At 59.1% G+C, this 21,876-nt stretch carries 14 protein-coding genes; 4 read left to right on the top strand and 10 right to left on the bottom strand.

The window, feature by feature from the left end; genetic code table 11:
• The first annotated feature begins 71 nt into the window (after positions 1–71).
• Entirely contained in the window at positions 72–1,109 is a 1,038-nt protein-coding gene (locus tag CA85_RS07730; RefSeq protein ID WP_146390729.1) for a site-2 protease family protein, read from the top strand.
• Positions 1,110–1,260: 151 nt separating this feature from the next.
• Here the strand turns inward: CA85_RS07730 and CA85_RS07725 are convergent, their stop codons facing one another.
• The 3 genes from CA85_RS07725 to CA85_RS07715 form a co-directional block, all read right to left on the bottom strand.
• Complete coding sequence (locus CA85_RS07725; protein WP_146390728.1) at positions 1,261–3,171, bottom strand: Xaa-Pro dipeptidyl-peptidase; 1,911 nt, start codon at positions 3,169–3,171, stop codon at positions 1,261–1,263.
• A gap of 145 nt (positions 3,172–3,316) precedes the next feature.
• Entirely contained in the window at positions 3,317–3,988 is a 672-nt protein-coding gene (locus CA85_RS07720) for a toprim domain-containing protein (RefSeq protein WP_246112584.1), read from the bottom strand.
• A 71-nt stretch (positions 3,989–4,059) separates the two neighbouring features.
• Entirely contained in the window at positions 4,060–5,043 is a 984-nt protein-coding gene (locus tag CA85_RS07715) for a serine/threonine-protein kinase (RefSeq protein ID WP_146390984.1), read from the bottom strand.
• Positions 5,044–5,149: 106 nt separating this feature from the next.
• Here CA85_RS07715 and CA85_RS07710 point away from each other — a divergent pair, with 106 nt between their 5' ends.
• From CA85_RS07710 to CA85_RS07700, 3 genes are all read left to right on the top strand, one after another.
• Positions 5,150–5,404, top strand: a complete 255-nt coding sequence (locus CA85_RS07710) for a putative signal transducing protein (protein ID WP_146390726.1) — start codon at positions 5,150–5,152, stop codon at positions 5,402–5,404.
• Complete coding sequence (gene pdxA, locus CA85_RS07705; RefSeq protein WP_146390725.1) at positions 5,397–6,452, top strand: 4-hydroxythreonine-4-phosphate dehydrogenase PdxA; 1,056 nt, start codon at positions 5,397–5,399, stop codon at positions 6,450–6,452. Before CA85_RS07710 ends, pdxA begins: the two co-directional genes overlap by 8 nt.
• A gap of 110 nt (positions 6,453–6,562) precedes the next feature.
• Positions 6,563–8,203: a DUF6798 domain-containing protein gene (locus CA85_RS07700; RefSeq protein WP_391564849.1), complete on the top strand. Its 1,641-nt coding sequence runs from the start codon at positions 6,563–6,565 to the stop codon at positions 8,201–8,203.
• Between the two features lie 40 nt (positions 8,204–8,243).
• Here the strand turns inward: CA85_RS07700 and CA85_RS07695 are convergent, their stop codons facing one another.
• The 7 genes from CA85_RS07695 to CA85_RS07665 all read right to left on the bottom strand — a co-directional run bounded on the left by CA85_RS07695 (position 8,244) and on the right by CA85_RS07665 (position 21,782).
• Positions 8,244–9,662, bottom strand: a complete 1,419-nt coding sequence (locus tag CA85_RS07695; RefSeq protein WP_146390724.1) for a DUF1552 domain-containing protein — start codon at positions 9,660–9,662, stop codon at positions 8,244–8,246.
• Positions 9,663–9,715: 53 nt separating this feature from the next.
• Positions 9,716–12,493: a DUF1592 domain-containing protein gene (locus CA85_RS07690; protein WP_146390723.1), complete on the bottom strand. Its 2,778-nt coding sequence runs from the start codon at positions 12,491–12,493 to the stop codon at positions 9,716–9,718.
• Between the two features lie 225 nt (positions 12,494–12,718).
• On the bottom strand, positions 12,719–13,024 hold the full coding sequence (locus CA85_RS07685; RefSeq protein WP_146390722.1) for a hypothetical protein: 306 nt from the start codon (positions 13,022–13,024) through the stop codon (positions 12,719–12,721).
• A 50-nt stretch (positions 13,025–13,074) separates the two neighbouring features.
• Complete coding sequence (locus CA85_RS07680; protein ID WP_146390721.1) at positions 13,075–14,517, bottom strand: DcaP family trimeric outer membrane transporter; 1,443 nt, start codon at positions 14,515–14,517, stop codon at positions 13,075–13,077.
• Positions 14,518–14,751: 234 nt separating this feature from the next.
• On the bottom strand, positions 14,752–16,008 hold the full coding sequence (locus tag CA85_RS07675) for a DUF790 family protein (RefSeq protein ID WP_146390720.1): 1,257 nt from the start codon (positions 16,006–16,008) through the stop codon (positions 14,752–14,754).
• Between the two features lie 8 nt (positions 16,009–16,016).
• Positions 16,017–17,480 (bottom strand): DEAD/DEAH box helicase, encoded by a 1,464-nt coding sequence (locus CA85_RS07670; RefSeq protein WP_146390719.1) that lies wholly within the window; start codon positions 17,478–17,480, stop codon positions 16,017–16,019.
• 666 nt (positions 17,481–18,146) lie between these two features.
• Complete coding sequence (locus CA85_RS07665) at positions 18,147–21,782, bottom strand: mechanosensitive ion channel domain-containing protein (RefSeq protein ID WP_246112582.1); 3,636 nt, start codon at positions 21,780–21,782, stop codon at positions 18,147–18,149.
• Between the last annotated feature and the right edge of the window lie 94 nt (positions 21,783–21,876).

Here is a 21,876-nt window from a genome sequence, read left to right as displayed (position 1 = left end):
GGCATACTCGCTTGGGCGGCCCACGCCCCAATTGCTGGCGGACGGGAGAGGCGCTTGGTAGCCTAGCAAGCATGAATGTTCCGGATGATATCCAGTCGATGCGATACACCCCAACGGAGGCCTGCGCCAACCAGGGCGATCTCGAGACGTCCGCTATCGAGACGTCCGCTGCTGAGCCGCAGGCCGATGGCGATGTTCGAGCCTCTCGCCCACCGAGAATCATCGCGGAAGTGCGGAAGATCGAAACGGCGTCGACCGGGGGCACGGCCAAACTCCTCTTACTACTGATTTCGCTCGCGCTCTTCGTGGGTGCCGGCGTGCTCTGGTGGAATGTGAGAATGGTATTGATTGTCGTGACCGTGCTGCTATTCCACGAAGCCGGGCACTACGTCGCGATGCGAGCATTCGGATACCGCAATGTCAAAATGTTCTTCGTGCCCTTTCTCGGTGCTGCCGTCAGTGGTCGGCACTTCCACATTTCACCTTGGAAGCAATCGCTCGTCTATTTCGCTGGACCGGTCCCTGGGATTCTGCTCGCGTTGCCGCTGCTCGCAGTGGGCCAGGCGGCGCAGTGGCAATGGATGTTCGAACTGGGCGCCGTTGGGTTGGTTTTGAACCTGCTCAACCTACTCCCCATCATCCCACTCGACGGCGGCTGGATCGTGTACCGAGCGATCCTCTGCCGCTCGCCCGTTCTCGATCTGGTCGCGAGGATCGCGGGCATCGGCTTGATGTTCGTCTTCGCCGTCTTCTTCCACAGCCCCATGATCCTGCTCATTGCGATTCCCATGATGCTGTGGCTACCGACAACCTTTCGCGTCGCCTCGCTGATCCATCGACAGCGTGGCCAACCGATTCCCCCGCCTGTCCACGACGAGATTCCCGGGCCGGCGATCGAACTCCTCGATGGCAAACTGCAAGCAACCCCGATGTCCGAATTGCCCACCCCGGTCAGGGCCGCCTGGATCGTAAAAATCTACGAGTCCCTGACGGTACCGCCACCAAACCTGATCGTCACGCTAGCGATTCTCACGCTCTACCTAGGAATCATTCTGCTGGGCGGCCTGGGAGGATACGCGATTTTCCAGAGCGGTAATGGTCTGGAGTGAAACCGGCTGGTTAGAAACATCGTAGGTGGCGGTGGGCCGACCTACGGCTATTTTCGATCACCCCTTCGCGATACTTGTGGGTGATGACCAACTCTCAAGGTACCGCGAAAACGCTGCACGGCCGGTCAGCCGCTCAGTGAGTGACGGCAAACTACTCCTTCGAATCCGCTTCGGGTTCCGGCGTTGGCATGGGAGTGAATGCGGCTTCGAGCTTGGATTCGCCGCCGACGACGGGGAGCGTCAACTTGGTTCCAGCGAGGTCAACGGTCAACTCGGTGCCGGGATCGGGCCAGAGCGTGAATTCGCGATCGCTCGCCATGATCAACAAGCCGATCTTTTGTCCGGCAGGGATGATCTGATCATCGGGCTGGAGGTTAAACGTCATGTCGATAAACTCGCCGGGGACGAGTGGTTTGCTTTCGCGAATCGATTCAGCGTTCTGTGGATCGGCCCAGCCACGCGTGATCAGGTTGTCGTTGATGTGCCCGCCACGTTTCGGATTGGTCCAGGGCAGCGACACCACCCAGACTGACAAATTCGTGGCGGGACGGTCGCTCGCCAGTCGGATCTGGATCGACGCGGTCCCCGACAGATGCACGGGCTCGGACAATTCCGGCGAGACATAGATCAAACGATGCTCGGTCCACTCGGCTTTGGCCAGTGATTCGCCATCGAAGGAGAAATTATCGATCAGTGTTTCCTGGCCCGTAGATTGATCGTCCGAGAGCGACAGCGTGCCCTGCTCGGGGGCGCCGCCGCCGAGGTGCAACTCGACCCCAGCAGCATCGGGATGGGGATAGTCCGCGTAGGAGGTGGGTTCGTCATGCTTCTTGCCCTCGCGGACGATCCAGGATTTAGGATCTTCCTCGACACCATTTTCAATGCCGCAAAGAAAGTGTGAGAACCAGCGGTTCACCAACTTCATGGGCGGTGGGCCGCCGTGTCCGTCCTGATGGTAATAGATCTGAACGGGCACGCCGCGTTCCTTCAGTGCTGCCGAGATCCGCGCACTGTGCGACGGCACCACGTTCCAGTCATTGAAACCATGCGACATCAGTGTTGCTGCGTGGACGTGATCGAGTTGATTCAAATAATCACGGCCCGCCCAAAAGTCGTTGTAGTCACCCGACTCGCGATCCATGTTCGCCAACATCGTCTTCTCTCGGATGATGCAGTTGCAGTGTTCACGGCGCTGTGGGTTTCCGCTATGGATGAAGTCGTATAGCACGTCGATGTCTTCACCCATGTACCCGCCCGGGTGACGAACCAAGCCGTTGGAGCGGTAATAGTGATAGTACGAAGTATTGGGAGCGACCGGGATGATTGCCTTGAGCCCCTCGACGCCGGTGGTGGCCGCGGCGAGCGGTAGGGTGCCGTTGTACGACGTCCCCGTCATCCCGACTTTGCCGGTCGACCAATACGCGGAGACGGGTTCGTCACCGTCAGGCGTGGTGAATCCGTTGTCGCGGCCCGACAGCCATTCGATCACTGCCTTGGGCGCCAATGCTTCATTGGCGCCGCCCACCGTGGGACAGCCTTCGGAAAGCCCGGTCCCCGGTGAAGAGGAATGGACGACAATGAACCCTCGCGGCACCCACTCATCGACAAAATCCTTGGAGATGATCGGTCGCACACCGCTGCGTTCAAACGGACCAATCGTCGGTCGCGGTTCCGGCGTTTCCCCGAGCTCCTGGCGAGGCGACCACATCGAGTCGTCCGAATCGGGGGCCGTGCCAGCAAAATAGGGGCTGGTCGCATAGATCACGGGCAACTTCAAGCCTTCCGATTCCGTCTGGCGTGGCCGCGTGACATCCACATGCATGCGATCTGGTTTGCCGTCTTCGTCGGAGTCGAAGTCCGTTTGCACCCACAGATCGTGGCGGATCCAGTAATCGGAATCAGAAAAGGCAGGAACCTTCACGGCCTGCCCATCTTTGAACTTCGGCTGGGCAGCCTCTTGATCGTTTCCTTCCTCGCCCAACACGGCCGGCGAACCGGCCGCGCCGATTCCGGCGACTGCAAGAGCGGTGACAAGGAAGCGAATATTGTTGGGAATACGCATGGATGTGGATCGTTAAGGTGAGATACTCATAAAGCGGAGCCTGGGCATCGCCCAATGCCACCATAATAACTCACTTCCCAACCAAAGATAGCAATGCGTCCCGCCTGCGACAGCAAGTCGTTCGCCCTTGAGCTCAATCCAATTCTCAGCCCCCAAACATTGCGATGGCGGCGTCGATTTCCGCAAGCGTCAACGAAGATTCGCGGCGGGTCGCCGGCGTGACGCTGGAGTAACCGAGCAGAGAACTGTCGAGGCTGCCGAGACCCCGGTGGCGTGTCTTCTCAAATCGTTCGACTCCATGCTCCCGCAGCGTTTGCTCAATCGCCGCCGCATGTTCGGGGCTAGAGGCAACGGGCCACTGACCGACGTCGAGGTCAGCGGAATCGGGCAGCCGAAACACGAACATTGGCGGCCGCACGACGCTCAACCGCCCGGTTCGAATCAACTCGGGAGCGAACCGCCGGAAGAAAGCCATCATGAGGACGCCGCAGTGAATTCCGTCGGCGTCTGGATCCATCAGCAGTATGAGCCTGTCGTAGACACAGGCCGCTGGATCGGCCAAACGCTCACACAGGACACTCGCGCCGCACGTGCTGCTGGCTCGATATCCCAACAGTGTCTCCAAAATCCGCTGGAAAATCGCGTTTCTCATCGCGGTTTGACGCGAGGCTTTGACAGCGTTGAGTGGTTTGCCCTGCAACGCCAAGATCGCTTGCTGGCGGGCATCCCGAACCTGGTCGACGGATTTCGCGGCACTATCGCCTTCGACGATCAAGCATTCGGTGTGGGAACTCGGCGGCAGAGAGCGTTTGCTCATCGCCGCCGCACTCGGCCGCACGGGCCCCACCAGTTCACAGGCATAGTGAACCGGCTGTTTCCCGTATGTGATCAAACAAGGTCTTTCAAGTCGGAAATAAAATCTCGCATCGACTGATACCGATTCTCAGGCCGCTTCTGCAGCGCCTTGCCAACAATATCGTCGACTGCTTTGGGGATATCGTATTGAGGGGAACGCTCGCTTGGAGGTTCGATCTCGCGGTGGCGAATATTGTCGAAAGTCTCGTCGATGGTTTTTCCACGGAACGGTTCGCGGATCGCCATGACTTCGTACAACACGACTCCGGCGCTGAACACGTCGCTGCGTTCGTCGATCGTTCGATTCCCAACGATTTGCTCGGGCGACATATAAAGCGGGGTGCCAGGCCGCTGGCCGCCACCGGTCAGCGTTTGCAGTTGGGGCTTCTCAATTTCCTCCCGCACGGCTTCCGGGCGGATCGCCTGGGAACTCTGCAGGACGGGTACATTGTCGTCGGCATGCCCCCACACCTTGGCAACGCCCCAATCGAGGAGAATGACTTCGCCGAAGTTTCCGACCCAAATATTCTCGGGTTTGACGTCCCGGTGGATCACGCCCCGCGCATGGGCGTAAGCCAACGCTTGGCAGGCTCCCGCAACGATCTCCAAACGCCACGAAATTGGGTAGGCCTCGATTGCCTCGGCGTCCCCTCGCGCGATCCGCTTGAGGATTTCAAAGAGATTCTCACCTGAAATTCGTTTCATGGTGAAAAAAATGCCGTCGACATCATCGTCGCCAATGTCGTAGACGGGCACGGTGTTGGGGTGCTGCAGCTGGGCCGTCACGCGAGCCTCACGCAGCATCCGCCGCCGCTCGAGTCGGTCGAACTTCTTTTCTGGCAGCAGTTTCTTGATCGCGACGGTACGACCGGCGACGGGATCGAAGGCGGACTGCAATACCGCGGTCGCCCCCCGCGCCATCTCTCGCAATCCAGTGTATCGTTTCAACCCAGCGGGTACCGGACTGGGCAGGTCTGGATCGGTGCCAGATAGAATAATGGTAGGTTCGTTCATGATATCCTGATTGTACTCTTTTCGAGCCAGCCCATGCGAGGAGTCGTCAGTCCAAGACGAGCATCCGCGGCGGTTGGCCCCGCCGACTTCACCACTAGCTGAAAGTAACATGATGCCCACCCATGACAATGACGACCAACTCAACGACGCTAATCTCGTTTCAGTGGCCGAGCGGAGCAGCGAGATCGCCGCCAGCGTGATCGTCAATGTCTTGGCCGATGAGGGAATTCGCGCCACTGCCGTGGGCGGGTTCACGGCTGGGTTTCGTGCCGAGGCACCGGGCTGGGTCCAGGTCAAAGTGCTCGAACGTGATGCCGCGCGTGCCAAAGAGATCATTGCGGAGATCAAGCAAGAGCATGAGTGACTCGTCGACAAAACTCGCAATCACGATGGGCGAGGCCAGCGGCGTGGGGCCTGAGATCGCACTCCGCGTCTGGCAGCGTCCCGAGGTTCGCAGCCAAGGGATGCCCCTGCTGATGGGCGATGCCCGTCTATTCGAACGGGTCGCCCATGCCCTGAATCTTCCGCTGCCGCCCGCAATCGCTCTCGATCAAATCGGGACGATTCCTCCCGATGCCGCGGGATTCATTGTCGATTGCGGACATCTCAACGCGGACGATGTCGTGCCCGGCCGGTATGGTGCTGAGACAGGCCGGGCCTCCTATCAAACCGTCTGCGAGGCAATCGATGCGACCGCTCGTGGTGACGTCAGCGCCATGATCACCGGACCGATTCAAAAGGAAGCGTGGATGCAGGCGGGCATCGAGTTCCCCGGGCATACTGAATTGCTCGCCCATCGCGTCGGCACTGCTCTCGGTGCCGGCGGCACCTCTCAGATCGCCCCAGCGGACGTTCGCATGATGCTCGCCAGCGACACGATTGCCTGCGTGCTCGAAACGATTCATATTCCCTTGGCTGACGTGCCCGGCCTGCTCAATCCGGTATCGTTGGCGCGGACGATCGGCATGGCCGGCGAGGCAATCGGCAGACGCAACGCGCATCGCGGCAGCTTGCTGCCGCCCCGGATCGGTGTCTGCGGCTTGAATCCACACGCCGGGGAACACGGTATGTTCAGCCACGGGGAGGAAGATCGGATTGTGATCCCCGCGATCGAAGCGGCCCGCGGCCAAGGTTGGGAGGTCGTGGGCCCCCTGCCGCCGGACACCGCCTTCACACCCGCTATGCGAGAACGCATTGATGTGTACGTGTGTTTGTACCACGACCAAGGTTTGATTCCGCTCAAAGCACTCTCCTTTGACGATGCCGTCAATGTCACCCTGGGGCTGCCGATCGTCCGCACCAGTGTCGATCATGGCACGGCGATGGACCTCGCCTGGCAGGGAAGGGCGTCGATCGAGAGCATGATTGCTGCGATTCGAATGGCCGCCGAATTGGTTGAGTCCGTGCCGTGAGTTCAAATCCCTCGTCGCGATCGACGACACCGTCACTGAATCCGCCGCACGCCGATCGACCACCATCAACGCCATGGCAGCGTTCGAACTGGCTATTGGCGTGGTTGACCGTGGTCGGTCTGTGCTTCGTCTATGCCGGGGACGCACCGCCGGGTGTCAACGAAGCTCATTATCTCGCCAAAGCAAAAAACTTTTGGAACCCGGCTTGGTGCAGTGAGGACCTCTTTGTCGCGTCCGGAAAAGCGCATGCTTTGTTCTACTGGGTCTTCGGTTGGCCGACACAGTGGTGTTCGCTCTCCACCACCGCCTGGATCGGACGATTGATCGGCTGGGGCATGCTCGCCGCAGGGCTGGTTCGGCTGTGCTCCGCACTGCGCGTCCCCGCGGCGTTCGCGGTCATCGTGGCAATTGTCTGGATCGCGGGAATAGAACAGGGCAATCTCGCCGGTGAATGGGTGGTGGGTGGCATCGAAGCAAAAGTACCCGCCTACGGATTGGTTTTGCTGGGGATCGCCGAGTTGCTGCAGCGGAATTGGAATCGGGTTTGGTTGCTCTTCGGCGCCGCCGCTGCCTTTCATGTGCTCACCGGCGGATGGGCTGTTGTGGCCGCCGCACTCGCCTTTGCCTGGACCGAACGGGTGCGCCGCGATCCTACCCAAGAGAAAGCACGGTTCTTCACTCCAGCGTTATTTGCAGGCGGTGCTATTTCGCTGATAGGACTGGTACCCGCCATGGCTATGTCATGGAACGCTTCGCCTGCGGAGTCCACTTCAGCGGCGCGTGTGTATACCTATTTCCGGATCTCCCATCACCTGTTGCCCTCGGCGTTTCACCGCGACTGGTACGTGCGGCATGCTGTGCTCTCACTGATCACCCTGGTGTGTCTCGAAATACAGCGGAGGCTTGCTAAGCGACACGATCCTTCGTCTCCCGCTCAGATACACGCGTTGCGGTCGTTGGCGGCGTTCACCGTTGGAGCGATGTGTATCAGTATCTGCGGTCTGTTCGTGGGAATTCTTCCAGCGGTTGCACCGGACTTGGCTGCGAAGTTGCTGCGATTCTATTGGTTCCGGCTCGCAGACGTGACCACACCGTTGGCTCTCGGTTGTAGCATCGCTGTCATCTTGTCGTTCACGCACGCGCACTATCTCGCATCGCGGCGATCAATCTGGGAGCAACCATGGGCTTCGCTCCGAGTGGACGCTCGCGGTGCCGCTTTCTTGGCGTGTCTGATGACCGTGCTGATGGCGGGCGGCTTGGTGGGTCTATCCACCTGGCAACGAGTCCGCGCTGGGGTGCCGATTTCTCACAGTAATAACCTGCTCGGCCTGCGGCGGGGAGCGAACTACGCGGAGCAACGGCAGACGATGCAGGACTGGATCAATGTCTGTCGTTTTGTCCGTGCCAACACGCCCGAACAGGAGGTGTTGCTAACGCCCCGGCACCAACAATCATTCAAGTGGTACGCCGAGCGCGCCGAGGTGGTCAACTGGAAAGACATCCCGCAGGATGTGGCCACTCTGCGGGAATGGGCGCGGCGGTTTGTCGAAATTTTCCCCTTTGAACTGTCAACCATGCGCGTGACGATTCGTTACGATCGACTGCGCGAATTCCGCAGGAAGTACAACGTTAACTGGATCATCGTCGACCGCCGAGTCGTCGGCCCTCAACTTCCCTTGGTTCAGGTCTATCCTTTGGACGACGAACGCAATGCCACCTATGCGGTCTATCGCTTGCCGTCGGAACGCTAAACGGCCCCGCGCCGACCCCAAGAGATTCGCCGATGCATATCTAGATATTCTCAACGATACCGGTACTGTCGCCGAACCGGTCTGTGGCGACCCCGAGTCGCTGCAGCATGGTGACGTACAAGTTCGACAACGGCACGTCGACTCCCTTTGCTTCATCCTGCCACGGTTCGCCCTTGCCCAACCACGGGCCGCCTTGGAAATTCATCCCGGCATGGTTGATGTACTGCCCGTGCTTGAATCCCATTTGCTTGCCCCCAGCAAGGATCAGGGGGTAATTGCGAGAGAGATGGAAGGCGCTCGATGCCGATCCAAACAACAGCAGTGTGTTGTCGAGCATGTTCCCGGTCCCCGCCGGCTCGGGGGTCTCCTTGAGCTTGCTAACCAGTCGTCCAAACTCCTCGTTTAGAAACTGACAATAGATGCCAAACCGCTTCCAGCCGTCGGGGTTTTTGGTCTCGTGCGAAAGTTGGTGTGCGAGATTGAATCCGACCGCACGGGCGAGATGGTCGCTGCGACCAACACCGTTCTCACGACCGATCTGGTAGGTGGCCACCCGTGTCGAATCCGTTTTGAACGCGAGGTAGATGAGATCGAACATCGTCCGCAAGTACTCACGAGGCTCTTCAGTCGTCAACTCCAGATTGGGCAGATCGCCGTCCAACTGGGGCATCGGAGCATCGAGCCATCGCTTGGCCTTTTCCACTTTCACTTCCGCCTGCCGCACCGACTCGAGGTATTCGTCCAGACTCTTGCGATCATTGGTTGAAAGGGTCTGTCGTAGCGAATGCGCATCGGCGAGCATGTCATCGAGGGCGCTGCGACTGAGGCCCAATCGGCGGGCCGAGTCGCCATCGCTTTTGACAAATAGCTGGTCGAAGATCTGCTTGGGCCGATGCTCCGCTGGAATTGGGCGACCATTGCGATCGAACGAGAGCGTGTGCGTGCCTCGCGCGGTGCCAATTCCCCCATCGGTCGACATCACCAAAGACGAAAAACGCGTGCGGTCACCGACATGCCTGGCGTACGCTTGGTCGAGTGAAATCGTATTCTCATACTCGCGGTCGCCGCCTCCCGTTGCCGCCGCGGTCAGGAATTGGTCAGCATTGTTGTGCCCGTGCACATCCCGCGATTTGGGATGCGAAAAACCTGACAGAACCGTCAAGTCACCCTGCAGCGGTTGCAGTGGCTGCATGCACTTAGAGAACGTGAATTCGTTTCCATTGCCGTGGGGAAACCAGGACCAATCCTGATAAGCGGGGTCTTGGGGCAGCGGCATCGGCACGCCATCAGGGAAATAGAAGCAGCCGAGCCGCTTTGGATTTTTGACGACCTCGTCCCCGCCCGTCGACGAGGAAGCAGTCGACGAGGAGGCAGTCGACCCGAACAGAGGCAACGCCAAAGCGACACCACTGCCCCGCAGGAACCGTCGTCGATCGATGTTGTTCATATTCCATGCCATGTTTCTGTCCTTCGTTAAGGGTCTCATTGAAAATGATCAAACAGCGTGCAGAACTATCTGGATTGAAACAGTTCACTGCTCACGATCTCGTGAATCATGGTCCCAAGCCCGTCACCTTGAGCACGAACCTCAGCGGTGATCGCATCCACGTCGGCGCGGTCGGCGAAAGTGAGCGGTCGCCCCAGGGCGTAGGTTGAAAGCTTGTGGACCATCGCCTGCACGAATTGGTCCTGTCGATTCTGCAGCAGAAATCGCTTCAAACCGTCCATGCCGTCGAGCGTCTGATGGTTGAACAACTCGCTCGATGCGTCGACCGGCTTGCCTCGAATCTCGTCGCGCCATTGCCCGAGAGCATCGTAGTTCTCGAAGGCGATTCCCCACGGATCGATCTTCACGTGACAGGACATGCAAGCGGCATGGTTGCGATGATCCTCGATTCGCTCCTTCAGTGTCATCTTGGCGATCTCTGGATCCGCCAGATCGATCTGTGGCACGGCGGGTGGTGGTGGCGGTGGGGGATCGTTCAAGAGGCTCTCCAATACCCAAATCGCGCGTTTGAGCGGGTGGGAGTCCGGCCAATCGGAATTCATCGCCAGTAAACCCGCTTGAGTCAACAGACCGCCACGCTGATAGTCTCCCCCCAGGTCCACACGCTGAAAATCATTACCGAAGACACCACGGATCCCATAGTGTTCGGCGAGTCGCTCGTTGGCCATCGTGTAATCGCAGTGAATGAAATCCAAGACACTGGCGTCCTCACGCAGCATCTCCTCGAAAAAAGCGATCGGCTCGTGCTGCATCGCTTCTTTCAACTGGGGGTCAAAATTTCGAATGTGCTGCTTGAAATTCATGAAATCCAGCAACTGCATGTCGAGCCACTGATGCACAAAGTGACGCGTGAACCGCTCGCTACGAGGGTCCGCCAACATCCGATCGACCTGTGACGCCAGGACAGCGGGCTGAGCAAGCTGGCCTTCTTCGGCTAGCTCCAACAGCTGATCGTCGGGGACGCTGCACCACAGAAACATCGCTAAGCGTGTTGCTAACGCGTAGTCCGTCAGCGTGGATCGTTGAGGTGTCTCCGCCGATGGCATCGACGCGGTGTCGTTGGAAACGTACAGAAATTGTGGAGAGGCCAACACGGTCGCTAAAACTTCAACGATCGCTTCTTCGAAACTCTCGCACTGGGGGCGCAGATCGGAAAAGAGTTCGAGCTTGCGATCGATCTCCGCGTCGCTAACGGGCCGACGCCAGGCACGTGTCAGGAACGCGGTGACAATCTCTTCCGCGTAGGCCAACTCATTGTCGGCATGCTCGCTCGCGAAGAAAATTCGCTCGTGTGATGCTGGGGGCCACTGATCGTAGACAGGCGCCGCAACGCTCACATAGTCCACCTGGATATCGTTGGCCGAGGCGGAGCTATTGGCAATGCGAATGTACTCCGAGGGACTGGGCATCGCCCCCATCGGTGAGGTCTTGCGGACCGAGTTGCGAGGATAGATCTCGCCGAGCGGCACATCCCACTGCACCCACTGAGAGTCATCGGGCCCAGCGGTTATTTCCGTGTCGGCTTGACTGACACGCAGCAACGCACGCCCTTCGTTGCTCGCCTGCCAACCGAACATCAGCTGCATACTGGGAAAGTGCTCGCCATCGACCTGCACGCGCGATGCTCGCACTCTCACTCGCATGTTGCCCTCATCGGGCAATTGGTTCCCCAATTCGAGAATCAGCTTCTGCTGGCGGCCCGCAGGCAGGATGGCGACACGATCGAGAGCGTCGGGGATGCTTGGTGGCTCATCCGTTGGGGCGTACGCGTATTTGGCACCACGGTACTGCCACTTCGCCACTGCCGTTCGACCGCTCGATCGCTCTTTGAAATAAGCGGTGCGGTGCGGTTTCCGAAAACTCTTCTCCAATCGATCGAGTTCGGCCTTCAGCTTCTCGGGATCCTCCTTGAGCTCCTGCTTGGCATTCTCAATCTGCACGGCTTGATTGGGCAATTCTCGATCGGCAGCATCTTTCATCGAGATCCCCCAGTAGCGTGTGGGCGGGCGTGCACCGGAGACCGTCGCACGTTCCAACGCGCTGCGGGCAATCCGGCGATACGTCTCAAACTGGGAAACCGTCACATGCAGAAGCTCGGAACTGTTCTGAAAACCGTCCTCGGAGTGCGATTCGGGCGGCAGATCTTTGGCAAAATCCCAGGGCAACCCGAGCAGGTCTTGCAGCGCGTAGTTGTACTCGTAACGCGTCATGCGTCGGAATGCGGAATGCCCGCCGGAGCTGCGACGCACACGCGACGCCGTCTGCAGTTCGGTGGCCAACCAGTCGACGATCCGTAACCGATCCGCCTCCTCCAACTCACTCGCATCAGGCGGTGGCATCTCACCTTTGGTTAACACCGCAAAGACCTCTGCCCACCAATCCGTGTCACTGCCCGAGACCAGATCAGGATCCATCGTGTCGATTCTGAAGTTTCCTTCGGTCGCGTAGGGGCCGTGACAATCAGTACAGTTGAGCTCCAACAGCGGCCCGATCGTCGACTCGAATTCGGCCAAGTTCGCCTGGGGAGCCGGCACGCTCTGGTCACCTACCGACTGCGGGTGTTGCGGGGCGACAAAACTCTTGAAACGCGAACGCTCGAAGCCACCCCGTTTCAACTGCTCGAGGTCTGGGGCCGCGTCGGCCGCTTCCGAAACGGAAAGGTTGGACTGTGTTGGCGGCTGTCCGACCTTATCGGGTTCGCTGGCGTCGAGCACCGCCGCCAGCGAGGCAACGGCACAAACCACGAGCGCAGGGCAGCATATTTTCACAATGGATATTGGCATGAGGCGGGCAGACCTTGTCGTTCAGGTCGGAGGATGCAGGCGGGGTCCCGACTCGGCTGTGGCGGTACAACGCTGCCAAAGCGGCAACCGATAACGGCTGGCCTCTACCAAGTCTGGATGACACCATGATAACACATGCAGGCCCGGGCGCACGCCTAAAATCTCACAGCCACCGAGTCACGCCAGTTCACCGGCTACAGGCTTTCAAGGGGCTGCACGGGGCGGTTAAAGGTAGATATTGCGCAGAAACTGGAGCTCGAATTGCTTGTTCTCCTCAGTGGCGGCGCCACTGACGTGATGACAGCCAGCGAAGCGAGTCCGCGAATTGGGGCGCAGCGTGTGATTGCCCAGTTGACTGCCCAGTCCTGAAAAGCCGACGGGTGCGTCTGCATCGCAGAGGCGAATCGGTCGGAGCAGTGCCATCTCAATCGTGGGGCACGACTTTACGCGGGCGGCGTCGAGCGGGCCGCCGTGATGTTGCCAGACGCGATCGGATGCGGGGATGGAGATCGAGAGCTCTGAGCCCTGCATTCCAACCCTTGAACTTGCAGCCTCGCGTGGACGTGGCACGCGGGCAGTGATCAAGGCAAAAAGAATCCGAATGACATTTGAACGCGGTTGGCGTGGCCGGCTGCGCCGCTGACGTCGGTCCGCTGGCCGTAGAGATACTCGATGCCACAGAACACGCGTTCATAAGGATTCGCGATCAAGTTGACGGCGAAGTAGGTCGTGTTTCGGAGGTTCGTGGAAGCTTGTCCTGCAATATCATCCAGGTAGAGCGCACTGTACGTAAAGTTCGTCGTCCAGCGCTCCGTCAAGCGATGGTGAGCACCAATCATCCAACCGAAAACGGGTAGCAGTGACGCGGTGCTCGGCCCCGTTGCAACGACGTCTGGCGAACCGCGGTAGCTTCCGATGCCGTCACCAAACATGATCTGCGAATAGACTTTCGTGTCCTCGTGGAACACGGCGGATCCGGAAAAGTTGAATCCGGAGGCAAAACTCTTGATCAGGGGAGCGTCCTCCGGCTGGAAGCCGATTTCTCGCATCAGGTAGGCGACCTGAAACTCCGTTCTGTCTCGTTCGTAGCGAATGCGCGATATGAAATCGGGAGTCTCCGTCCGGGCTTCGCCTGTCACCAGGACCGGTGTAATGAAATCGACTCGAGGATTCTCTACCGACACGGCAACGCTCCAGCGATTATTAATGGGTTGGTCCCATCGCACGAGCCCCTGCCTCCGGTTCACGTTGGAAACGCCGCCTTCAAAATCGAGCGTTTGCGGAACAGCGGAAGGGTCAGTGAATGTGGTCCAGGTTTGCCCGGCCGTGAAGCGGCCGATATTACCGTAGGCATGGCGCAGGCGGTACAGACTCACCGTGCTGTCGGTCGTCCCGCCGAAGAAATCGCCTTCGATATAGGCCCGCGCAATTCGATCTTCGATACGCCAACGGGTATCGAAGCTCAGTCGCGATTGACGGGCATGAAAACGTGCTCTCTTGCCCGACTCTCCATCGGTCGGAATCGCGGTCGTCACGAACGAATCAGGGGAATCAATTGGATTGTAATCTTGAATCAAGTCCGCCTTGACGTAGCCACCGATCTTCATGGCCACATCGCCAGAAATGATCGAGATTCCTCCCGCAAAATCGGGCTGGGCAACGAAGTTGTTCTGCAATTCCCCGCGTGACTCTCGCTCGTAGGCCGTCGTCTGGAACTCTTGCGAGAGTTCGGCGGCATCCGTCGCGAAGACAACATCATCGCTATCGGGCAGAGAGGTGGCGGCGGGTTCGGACACCACCGGTGGCTCGAGCGCGTCGAGAGCGGCCGAACTGTCGTCGGCGCTCGATTGCGCGTCATCGATGAGGTCGATCGGGGCCTCTGGAGTCGATTGCCAGTTGACGTGATGGAGCAGAGTTTGCAGCGTCGGCCGTTCAGCTTCGGCATTCGATCCCACCTCGATGGGAGGCAGTCGGGTCGGCGACTGCGCAGTCGCCTTGGTAAGCATCAGGATGCTTATTGCCATGAATGCGAGTTTGCAACGTTTTCGCCCGTACACTTCTAATCCCAGTACGTAGGGTCGCCGGCAGTACTTCATCCCCGACCTAGCGGGCAGCGGCCTATCTTGTAACCCGACCTGAGCCCCTGAAAGTACGCGGCTATCACCCAAGGGCGACGCACACGCTCGTTCGAGCAAACGCCCGGCTTTCAGAGAGGTCCTAAGCAATCCATCGACAAAACAGGCGTTAAGGTTTAACGATTATCCGGGTTCGTTAGAGTTTTCGGTCTGAGAGGGATTGGGCGATGCCTCGTGGGCAGCCGCCAGGAGCCCCATGACTGCTTTCGGCAGGAGCTTTGTCTTGTAGACCGCACGGGGCAAACCGAGGTCGGGGATCGCTTCGTCAGCATGCTCTGCAACGGCGAGCAGGATCCGCCCATGGTCAGAGAACTGGGCCAGTCGCTGAGCCTTCTCGCGCAGGTATTCCGGTGTCCAGAAGCCGATGATCTCGAGCAACATCTCGCCATGATCGGGGTGGCGAAACGTGAAGTCGGGCATGAAAACGTTCTGACCCGAGTGCAAAACAGTGGACTCGCGTGCGATCTGCCAATCGCCGGTGTCCGATTCGAGCCAACGGCGGTGAAAGGTCTCCTCCAGCTCGCTATCGAAATCGCTGGGGGCCACTTCGCTGCGAAGTCCATCACGGCTGGATAGCTGGAGGGCAAACCGGCGTCGCAGCGGGCCAATCACGATTGCACGCATCCGCCAATCATCCGCGGCGAGGAGTCCTGGCAAGAACCGAGCCATGGCGACCCCGTAGCGGCGAGTCTCGCGAACGATTGAGGCGGGACCGTTGAAGCGGAGGGTGTACCCATTGCCTTGCCGGGAGATAGTATGCATCAGCCGGGCAAGTTTGGCATAGCGGAGAATGGTCTTGAAATCGCGGCCCGCCAGGACGGTCAACTCCACCGCCGAGTACAGCGCCGTTTGGGTTTGCGCAACGTTGTATCGACTCAACAGCGCGGCGGCATCGATGCTAGCATCGGGCGGTGTTTTGAGACGATGAAACTCGATCACATCGGCGAACAGTTCCGCTTCGATATCCGGCCAGGAACGCCCGAGCTGGTCGGCGATCTTCTGCTTGACCTCCGCTTCGCTCGACGCAAAGAGATGGTCCGGCGCATGGACGAGGGGATGGTACGCGGCAGCGAGTGTGAAGACGCGTCGACGAAGCGTTGCGGCCGCGCCGCTACGATCCTGGTCAAACTCACTGGCGTCGTCGAGGAGCTTGCAAAACGCTGACATGCGGACGCTCGAACAGTCCTCCAGTTCTTGCATCGTTCGCTGCACAAGCGTGTGCAGCTCCCGCCGGGTCCGCCCCACTTGATCCCGGTAAATGCCGAGGATCTGTTCCACGGCAGGGAGGTAGGGGGAGTGTGTTTTCCGGGTCAGTCGATCAGGCAGGACAGCTTGACGCGAGAAATCGAACTCGAGAATGGATTCTTGTTTGGTCAGCATGAGGATCCTTATTTCTTGAATGCCTCATCGCGGCGCCGGTCTCGCGAACGCTGTTCATCGCGCGTCCCGGCCGTGACAATTTCATAGAAACAGGCTCGTCCGAAAGCGTTTTTGCGTAGCACACGACCGAGTCGCTGGATCGCCTGCCGCGTGCCGCTGCCGCCACCGATCACGATCGCCACATTGACCTCCGGCAGATCGACACCTTCATCGAGCACGCGGTTGGCTACGAGCGCAGGATATCGCCCCTCGCGGAGGCCCATGAGAATTTCTTGCCGTTCGCGTTTGCGGCAATGACTTAGCAAGCAGGGAATCAGGAAGCGAGTCGAGACGTCGCGAGCCATTGCGTTGGAACCACAAAATACAATCACTGGTTCGCCGGCGTGCAGACGGAACAGGTCTTCGACGATCCGGAGCTTCTCGGCGGCACGATCTTCGATCGAACGCTTGGCATGGAACGCCTGCATCGCCGACCGCGCCCCAGGATCGCGACCGCTTTCGCTGCACAATGTCTGCCAATCATAGTCGGGCTCATCCTTGCGTCGCTCGGCAATGTAGTCACGGACGCGGCGACCGAGAGCTTCATACCGACTCCGTTCTTCATCCGATAGATGTACTGAGATGCGATGCACATCATATTTAGCCAACGTCTTACCACGAGCCGACGCGATAGCTTGCGTGTACACTCGGGGGCCGATCAGTTCATCGAGCAACGCGTGATTCCCATCGCGTCGATCAGGGGTCGCGGTCAATCCCATCCGAAACGGCGCGGCACTCATCCGGGCAGCGTCTTGACGCATTGCCCCGGGCAAGTGGTGACACTCGTCGAAGAGTATCAATTGAAACTGATTACCGAGTCGCGGCATATGCATCGCCGCACTGTCGTAGGTCGTCACACTGATCGGGCTGACCCGATGCACCCCATCGCCGATGATACCCGCATCGATTCCTGTTGCGGCGAGGATGCGGGAATGCCACTGATACATGAGGTCGCGTACCGGTGAGACCACGAGAGTCGCACACTGACATCGAACCATCGCGTGCAGAGCGACCTCGGTTTTGCCAGTGCCCGTGGGCATCACGATCACGCCGCGGCGACGCTCCATCCAGGAATCAATCGCTTCGCGTTGGTCGGGCCGGGGAGCGTGCAGGTCACAGCGTGGAAAATGAATCTGGTGCCAGGCGGGGACGTCATCTTCGACTTGTGTGGAGGAGAGGGCACGCTTGAGATCATCGCGGACGCGGTCGTAGTGCAGCGCGTCGGTACGCCAATGCCGAACCGAGGAATCACGATTGGATGATTCCATACCACAGGTGCGATTGTCGCCGCGAGGATCATAGGTCCAGAGGTCGACGGGCCAAACCCGCTCGACAAAGTTCCGCGCCACTCCGCTGAGCAGCAGGGTTCCTTGATCAAAGGCTAACCGTACCGATGAATCGTCGGCAGTGTGACGCGGTGTGCCGTCAGGCATGAGCGGATCGAAAGCGGGTACAGAAATACGGGATGACGTGTCGCGAAATGGCCGCGACACCTCTCATCGGGAGACCCGCCGTTGCGCTCGGTCATCAGCCAGTTCTGCCATTATAAAGGTTCATCCGACGGAAGCGTGCGCAGAGCACAGCGGAAGGTTTTTTGAGGCATGGCTTAGTATCCAATGATCGTTCAAAAATGCGTCCCTGACGAACAAACGCTCGCTAGAGACCGACAACACCATTGGCGTACCGCTTTTGCAGGGAAACGCTGGCGACCGAGATATCCCTTGCCAAGCCAGCACCCCTGCAGAGCTCGGCTCCGTTTCTCCCGGCAGCGCCAGGCTAACATTGATAATCACATCCCACAATTAAATCCTTGGATACTGGAGCCATGCCTTGAAAACCTCGGGCGCACGCTTCCGTCGGATGATCCATTATAAACGAGCTTCGACTGGCGGGGAGCCTGCGGTTGAGTTTTCCAGGGGCATTCCGGCGTTCCCGCCATGTCTTAACCGGTAGTGTTCGCTTACGCGCAAACCACCGGCTATCTTCTATCATCCCTGACGGGATACTTCTGGATACTGAGCAGCTCATTGGTTCCTCCAATACGACACTCATTACTCTCCCGTTCCTAACTGACAGCATCATCGATCCCTCCCACTCGCTCATGCCGCTTCGCTGGCGAGTTCATCACGGCCATCCGCTGCCAAATGGGAATTCGGTTCCGGGCCCACGCTCAGTCCCAGGGCTGCGGGCGTGGTGCGGACATGCAGATCACGCTGTGGGAACGGAATCTGAATCCCCTCGGCGCGGAAGGCCTGGTTGATCGACGTGTGCAACTGATGGATCACCTCGAGCCGATTGTCCAGAGTAGGTAGATAGACGCGCAGAACCATATTGAGTGCGCTATCCCCAAATCCTTCGAAACAGGCGATCGGAGGAGGATCTTCGAGGACGAGCGGATGATCGTTAGCGGCCGCCAGCAACAGTTCGCGGGCGCGTTCGGTGTCCGACTCGTGGCTAACCCCAACGTTGACGACGATGCGGTTGACCTTGTCCGAGAGAGTCCAGTTCAGCAAGCGTCCCGTGATGAATTCTTTGTTGGGAACCACATACTCCTTGCGATCCCAGTTCGTGATCGACGTGGCTCGGATACGGATCCGGGAGACCACTCCGCTGACGTCATCGACCGTCACGATATCACCGACCCGAATGGGGCGTTCGAGCAGAATGATCAACCCAGCGACAAAGTTGGCGAACATCTCTTGCAGACCGAAGGCCAGACCAAACGTCAGTGCGGTAGCCAACCACTGGATCTGGGACCATTTCAAACCGATTGTGGAACAAGCAGCGATGGTGCCAACCAAGACAATCGCATAGCTGACCAGTGTGGTGATCGCGTATCGCACCGACGCATCGACAGGCAGCTGCTGTAGGACGGTGATCTCGAGCAAGCCGGGACCGTTTCGAAACAGCACGATCATGACGACGACGATCAAAATCGCCAGCACCAAGTCCGACAGAGTGATCACATCCGCCTCCTGCAGACCCGGGGTCAAGATGACGTCGCGGTCGGCGTCACTCTCACTGCCCGAGGACGGCATCATCGCCGCCACAGGCGACGCGGCAGGCACTGCCCCGCTCGTCGAGGCGACCGGCGTCGCGGACCACAGCGGATACTTATCAAGCATGCTTAGAGCGGGCAACACCTGCACCCATATCATCCACAAACCGACGATCGAGCACGCGATCATGCCAGTGTTGATCAAGCGTCGTGACTGCTCACTGTGAGCCGAAATGTCTGCCTTGGCGTCTTCGGCGACGATCCCAGCGACCATGGGTGACTCGGGCTCGTCGCTGGACGCGAGTGCTGCCGCCCGCTGCCGCGACTGTTCAATGCTCAGGTACCGCCTACGCAACAGGAGCATGCGGAACAAGAGTGAACGGACCACAACCAAACCCATCAAAAATCCGATGGTCTCAAAGAGTCTCCACGACAACACTTCGGCGGTATAGAAGAAGCCTGCGATCGCAAGTCCTGCCAGGGACAGGGGAAGGCAAATGCCCACGAACGACCAGAGGTACTTACCTCGATCGCTCCAAGTGGACTCGCCCAAATTGAAGTAATCTCGGAGCACGCCGCTGGGGGTCAAGATGCGATACACGACGAACGCGGCCAAGCACATTGCCGCCACGAAGAACAATCGCTCCGGTGAATCGCGACCGTGGGAGTGCTCGCTGACACACAGCGTTCCGGTGGCCAAAGTGAGCGGAAAGGCGATCAGGGCCGCCGATCGCAACCCGCTGCGCAGAGAAGATGTCGCGTGCGCCGACCAACGAAAGTGTGCCTCGCCCAAGCCCATCGGGCGGCAGGCTTGCCGAACGAGTTCAGTGGCAAACCAGACAAGAGTGAGGGAATAGAACCCGTTGCTCAGAGCGGCCAAATACTGTGAATCGCCCCCAATTCCGCTCAATCTCCAGGCAATGAAGGCGCACGCCGATGGCCACACCAGCGAGATGACCACGGTCAGGAGAATGGTCCGTAGGGTCGGTACGATCGAGCGACAGTTCACTCGATTGGCCTCTTCGCCGAGCTTGGTGATCCGTCGCCGCAGAAAGCTGCCCCGGGTGAGCAGCAAACACCACGGGATCACTGCGAGTAGATACCAATAGCACCGTGATCGAACATCCGACGCCACCAGCGATGCCACTCCCATCCACTTCGATGGGCTCGTCCACCAAGTCTCCGACAAGCCGAGATCAAAATCGGAGGTCATGGGACGGCTACTGCGAATCCATAGCACCCGTTCGTCAATGTACGTTTCGTATTCGACAGCGAGTTTGCTCAACTGTCGGTCGGTGGTGTCGAGTTCGATCAGTTCATTGAAGTACTGTTCGTTGCTGCGGATAAGCGTGTCGAGTGTTTCCGAACGGCGGGCGATCAAGTCCTCTGCCGCCGATTCGATCAATGCGGCGTCGAGGGCCGAGGTGGGGGAGGTTGCACCGGCGTCGCCCGTGTCCTTGGTGAGTTCGGCGAGCAGTTCTTTGGCACCACCGACCTCTTGGCGTTGGTCCTCGTACTCGAACATCGAGTACTGCGTTTTACTGATCAGAGGTTGTCGCTCGGCGATCGCGTCACGCCGCGCCGACAGATCGGGCAGGCTTTTCTTTTCCTTCCGCAACAAGGCACCCACGGAACCGGTCATGCCAATCAATTGGACTTTCGTGCGCGTTCGGTGGAATTGGCTGATGAGTGACTCGTAGACCTCAGCAGCGTGTTTTTGATCTCGCTGAGCTTTCACGAGTGCATCGGAGATGGACTTCGTTTTCTCAGCGAGCTCCTGGTTCTTCTCAGCATAGTTTTTCAGCACGGGGGCTGCCGCGATCGCTTCGTACCTAGCCTGACGGATCGATTGCTCCGCAGCGGCATCTCGCGCCGAGTTAATATGTTGCTGTAGCAGCTCGATGCACTTTTCCCGGTGCGAGGCCTCCGCCGTCGCCACGTCGAAACGCACCCGCTGCAGATCGCAGGTGTCTTCGGCATCGTATTTGGAGAGTTCCGCTTGCAAGGCTGGCAATTCCTTGGTCAACGTCAAACGGCGGGTCAGCAGCCGGGCCGTTAACGATTTGGAATGCTGCGAGCCCTCGGCCGAGGCGAGCGTCTGCAGTTGGGCTGTCGCGTCGGCAAGCCGCTGCTCCTTGCTCACCATCAATGCTCGAATCTCTTTACGCCGTTGCGAGCGTGTGTGAATCTCCGATTCAGCCGATTGCCGCGCTTTTTTGTGCGTCGCCAACAGCAGCTCCCACTGCGTCAGCAGTTGCTCCATCTCCTGTAGCTTCAGCCCCTCTTCGACGGTGGGCTCGAGTGACTTCAGCGCCACACGCTGTTGCTTGAGTTCTTCGACCCGAGCGGGCACCGATTCGGTTTCATGTACGAGAGCGAGGTGGCGTGCTTCGTTCTCAGCTGCTGTGCGGAGATTGTTCAGCGCCGATTGATAGTTCTCGAGAGCCTGAACGCGTTTTTCGGGATCGATGTCCGTGCGGCTGTTCAACTCCGCGATCACCCCCTCGACGGACTCGATCGAAATTGCGGCCTCGGTCGCCGCCGCTTCTGGAACGGGAGCGGGAGCGGGACCGGGCGGCTGATGGACGTCCGGCGTTTTCGTATCGGCAGCGCTTTGCTCAGGGGGGAAGGTCCCTGGCCGGCTCGTCTCGAAATGGTTCGTTACGGGGCTATTGAGTTCCTGGCCGCACAGGGGAATCAGTCGCCCCTGCGGGAGAAACAGTGCACTTATGAGCACCAGTGCGGTTAATCGGAACTGTCGCGACGAAAACAAAATGAGCCACCTGAAGAGCGAGAAGAGACGTGCGATCGGACGCTACGACACGCCTCTG

It is taken from the genome of Allorhodopirellula solitaria (genome assembly GCF_007859855.1).
Lineage (GTDB): Bacteria > Planctomycetota > Planctomycetia > Pirellulales > Pirellulaceae > Rhodopirellula > Rhodopirellula solitaria.
This window is presented reverse-complemented; position numbering and strand designations above follow the sequence as displayed.

Excerpts from the sequence above, each read along its gene's own strand:
- CA85_RS07730 (WP_146390729.1), top strand. The coding sequence starts at position 72 with ATGAATGTTCCGGATGATATCCAGTCGATGCGATACACCCCAACGGAG.
- CA85_RS07725 (WP_146390728.1), bottom strand. The coding sequence starts at position 3,171 with ATGCGTATTCCCAACAATATTCGCTTCCTTGTCACCGCTCTTGCAGTC.
- CA85_RS07720 (WP_246112584.1), bottom strand. The coding sequence starts at position 3,988 with ATGAGCAAACGCTCTCTGCCGCCGAGTTCCCACACCGAATGCTTGATC.
- CA85_RS07710 (WP_146390726.1), top strand. The coding sequence starts at position 5,150 with ATGATGCCCACCCATGACAATGACGACCAACTCAACGACGCTAATCTC.
- pdxA (WP_146390725.1), top strand. The coding sequence starts at position 5,397 with ATGAGTGACTCGTCGACAAAACTCGCAATCACGATGGGCGAGGCCAGC.
- CA85_RS07695 (WP_146390724.1), bottom strand. The coding sequence starts at position 9,662 with ATGGCATGGAATATGAACAACATCGATCGACGACGGTTCCTGCGGGGC.
- CA85_RS07690 (WP_146390723.1), bottom strand. The coding sequence starts at position 12,493 with ATGCCAATATCCATTGTGAAAATATGCTGCCCTGCGCTCGTGGTTTGT.
- CA85_RS07685 (WP_146390722.1), bottom strand. The coding sequence starts at position 13,024 with ATGCAGGGCTCAGAGCTCTCGATCTCCATCCCCGCATCCGATCGCGTC.
- CA85_RS07680 (WP_146390721.1), bottom strand. The coding sequence starts at position 14,517 with ATGGCAATAAGCATCCTGATGCTTACCAAGGCGACTGCGCAGTCGCCG.
- CA85_RS07675 (WP_146390720.1), bottom strand. The coding sequence starts at position 16,008 with ATGCTGACCAAACAAGAATCCATTCTCGAGTTCGATTTCTCGCGTCAA.
- CA85_RS07670 (WP_146390719.1), bottom strand. The coding sequence starts at position 17,480 with ATGCCTGACGGCACACCGCGTCACACTGCCGACGATTCATCGGTACGG.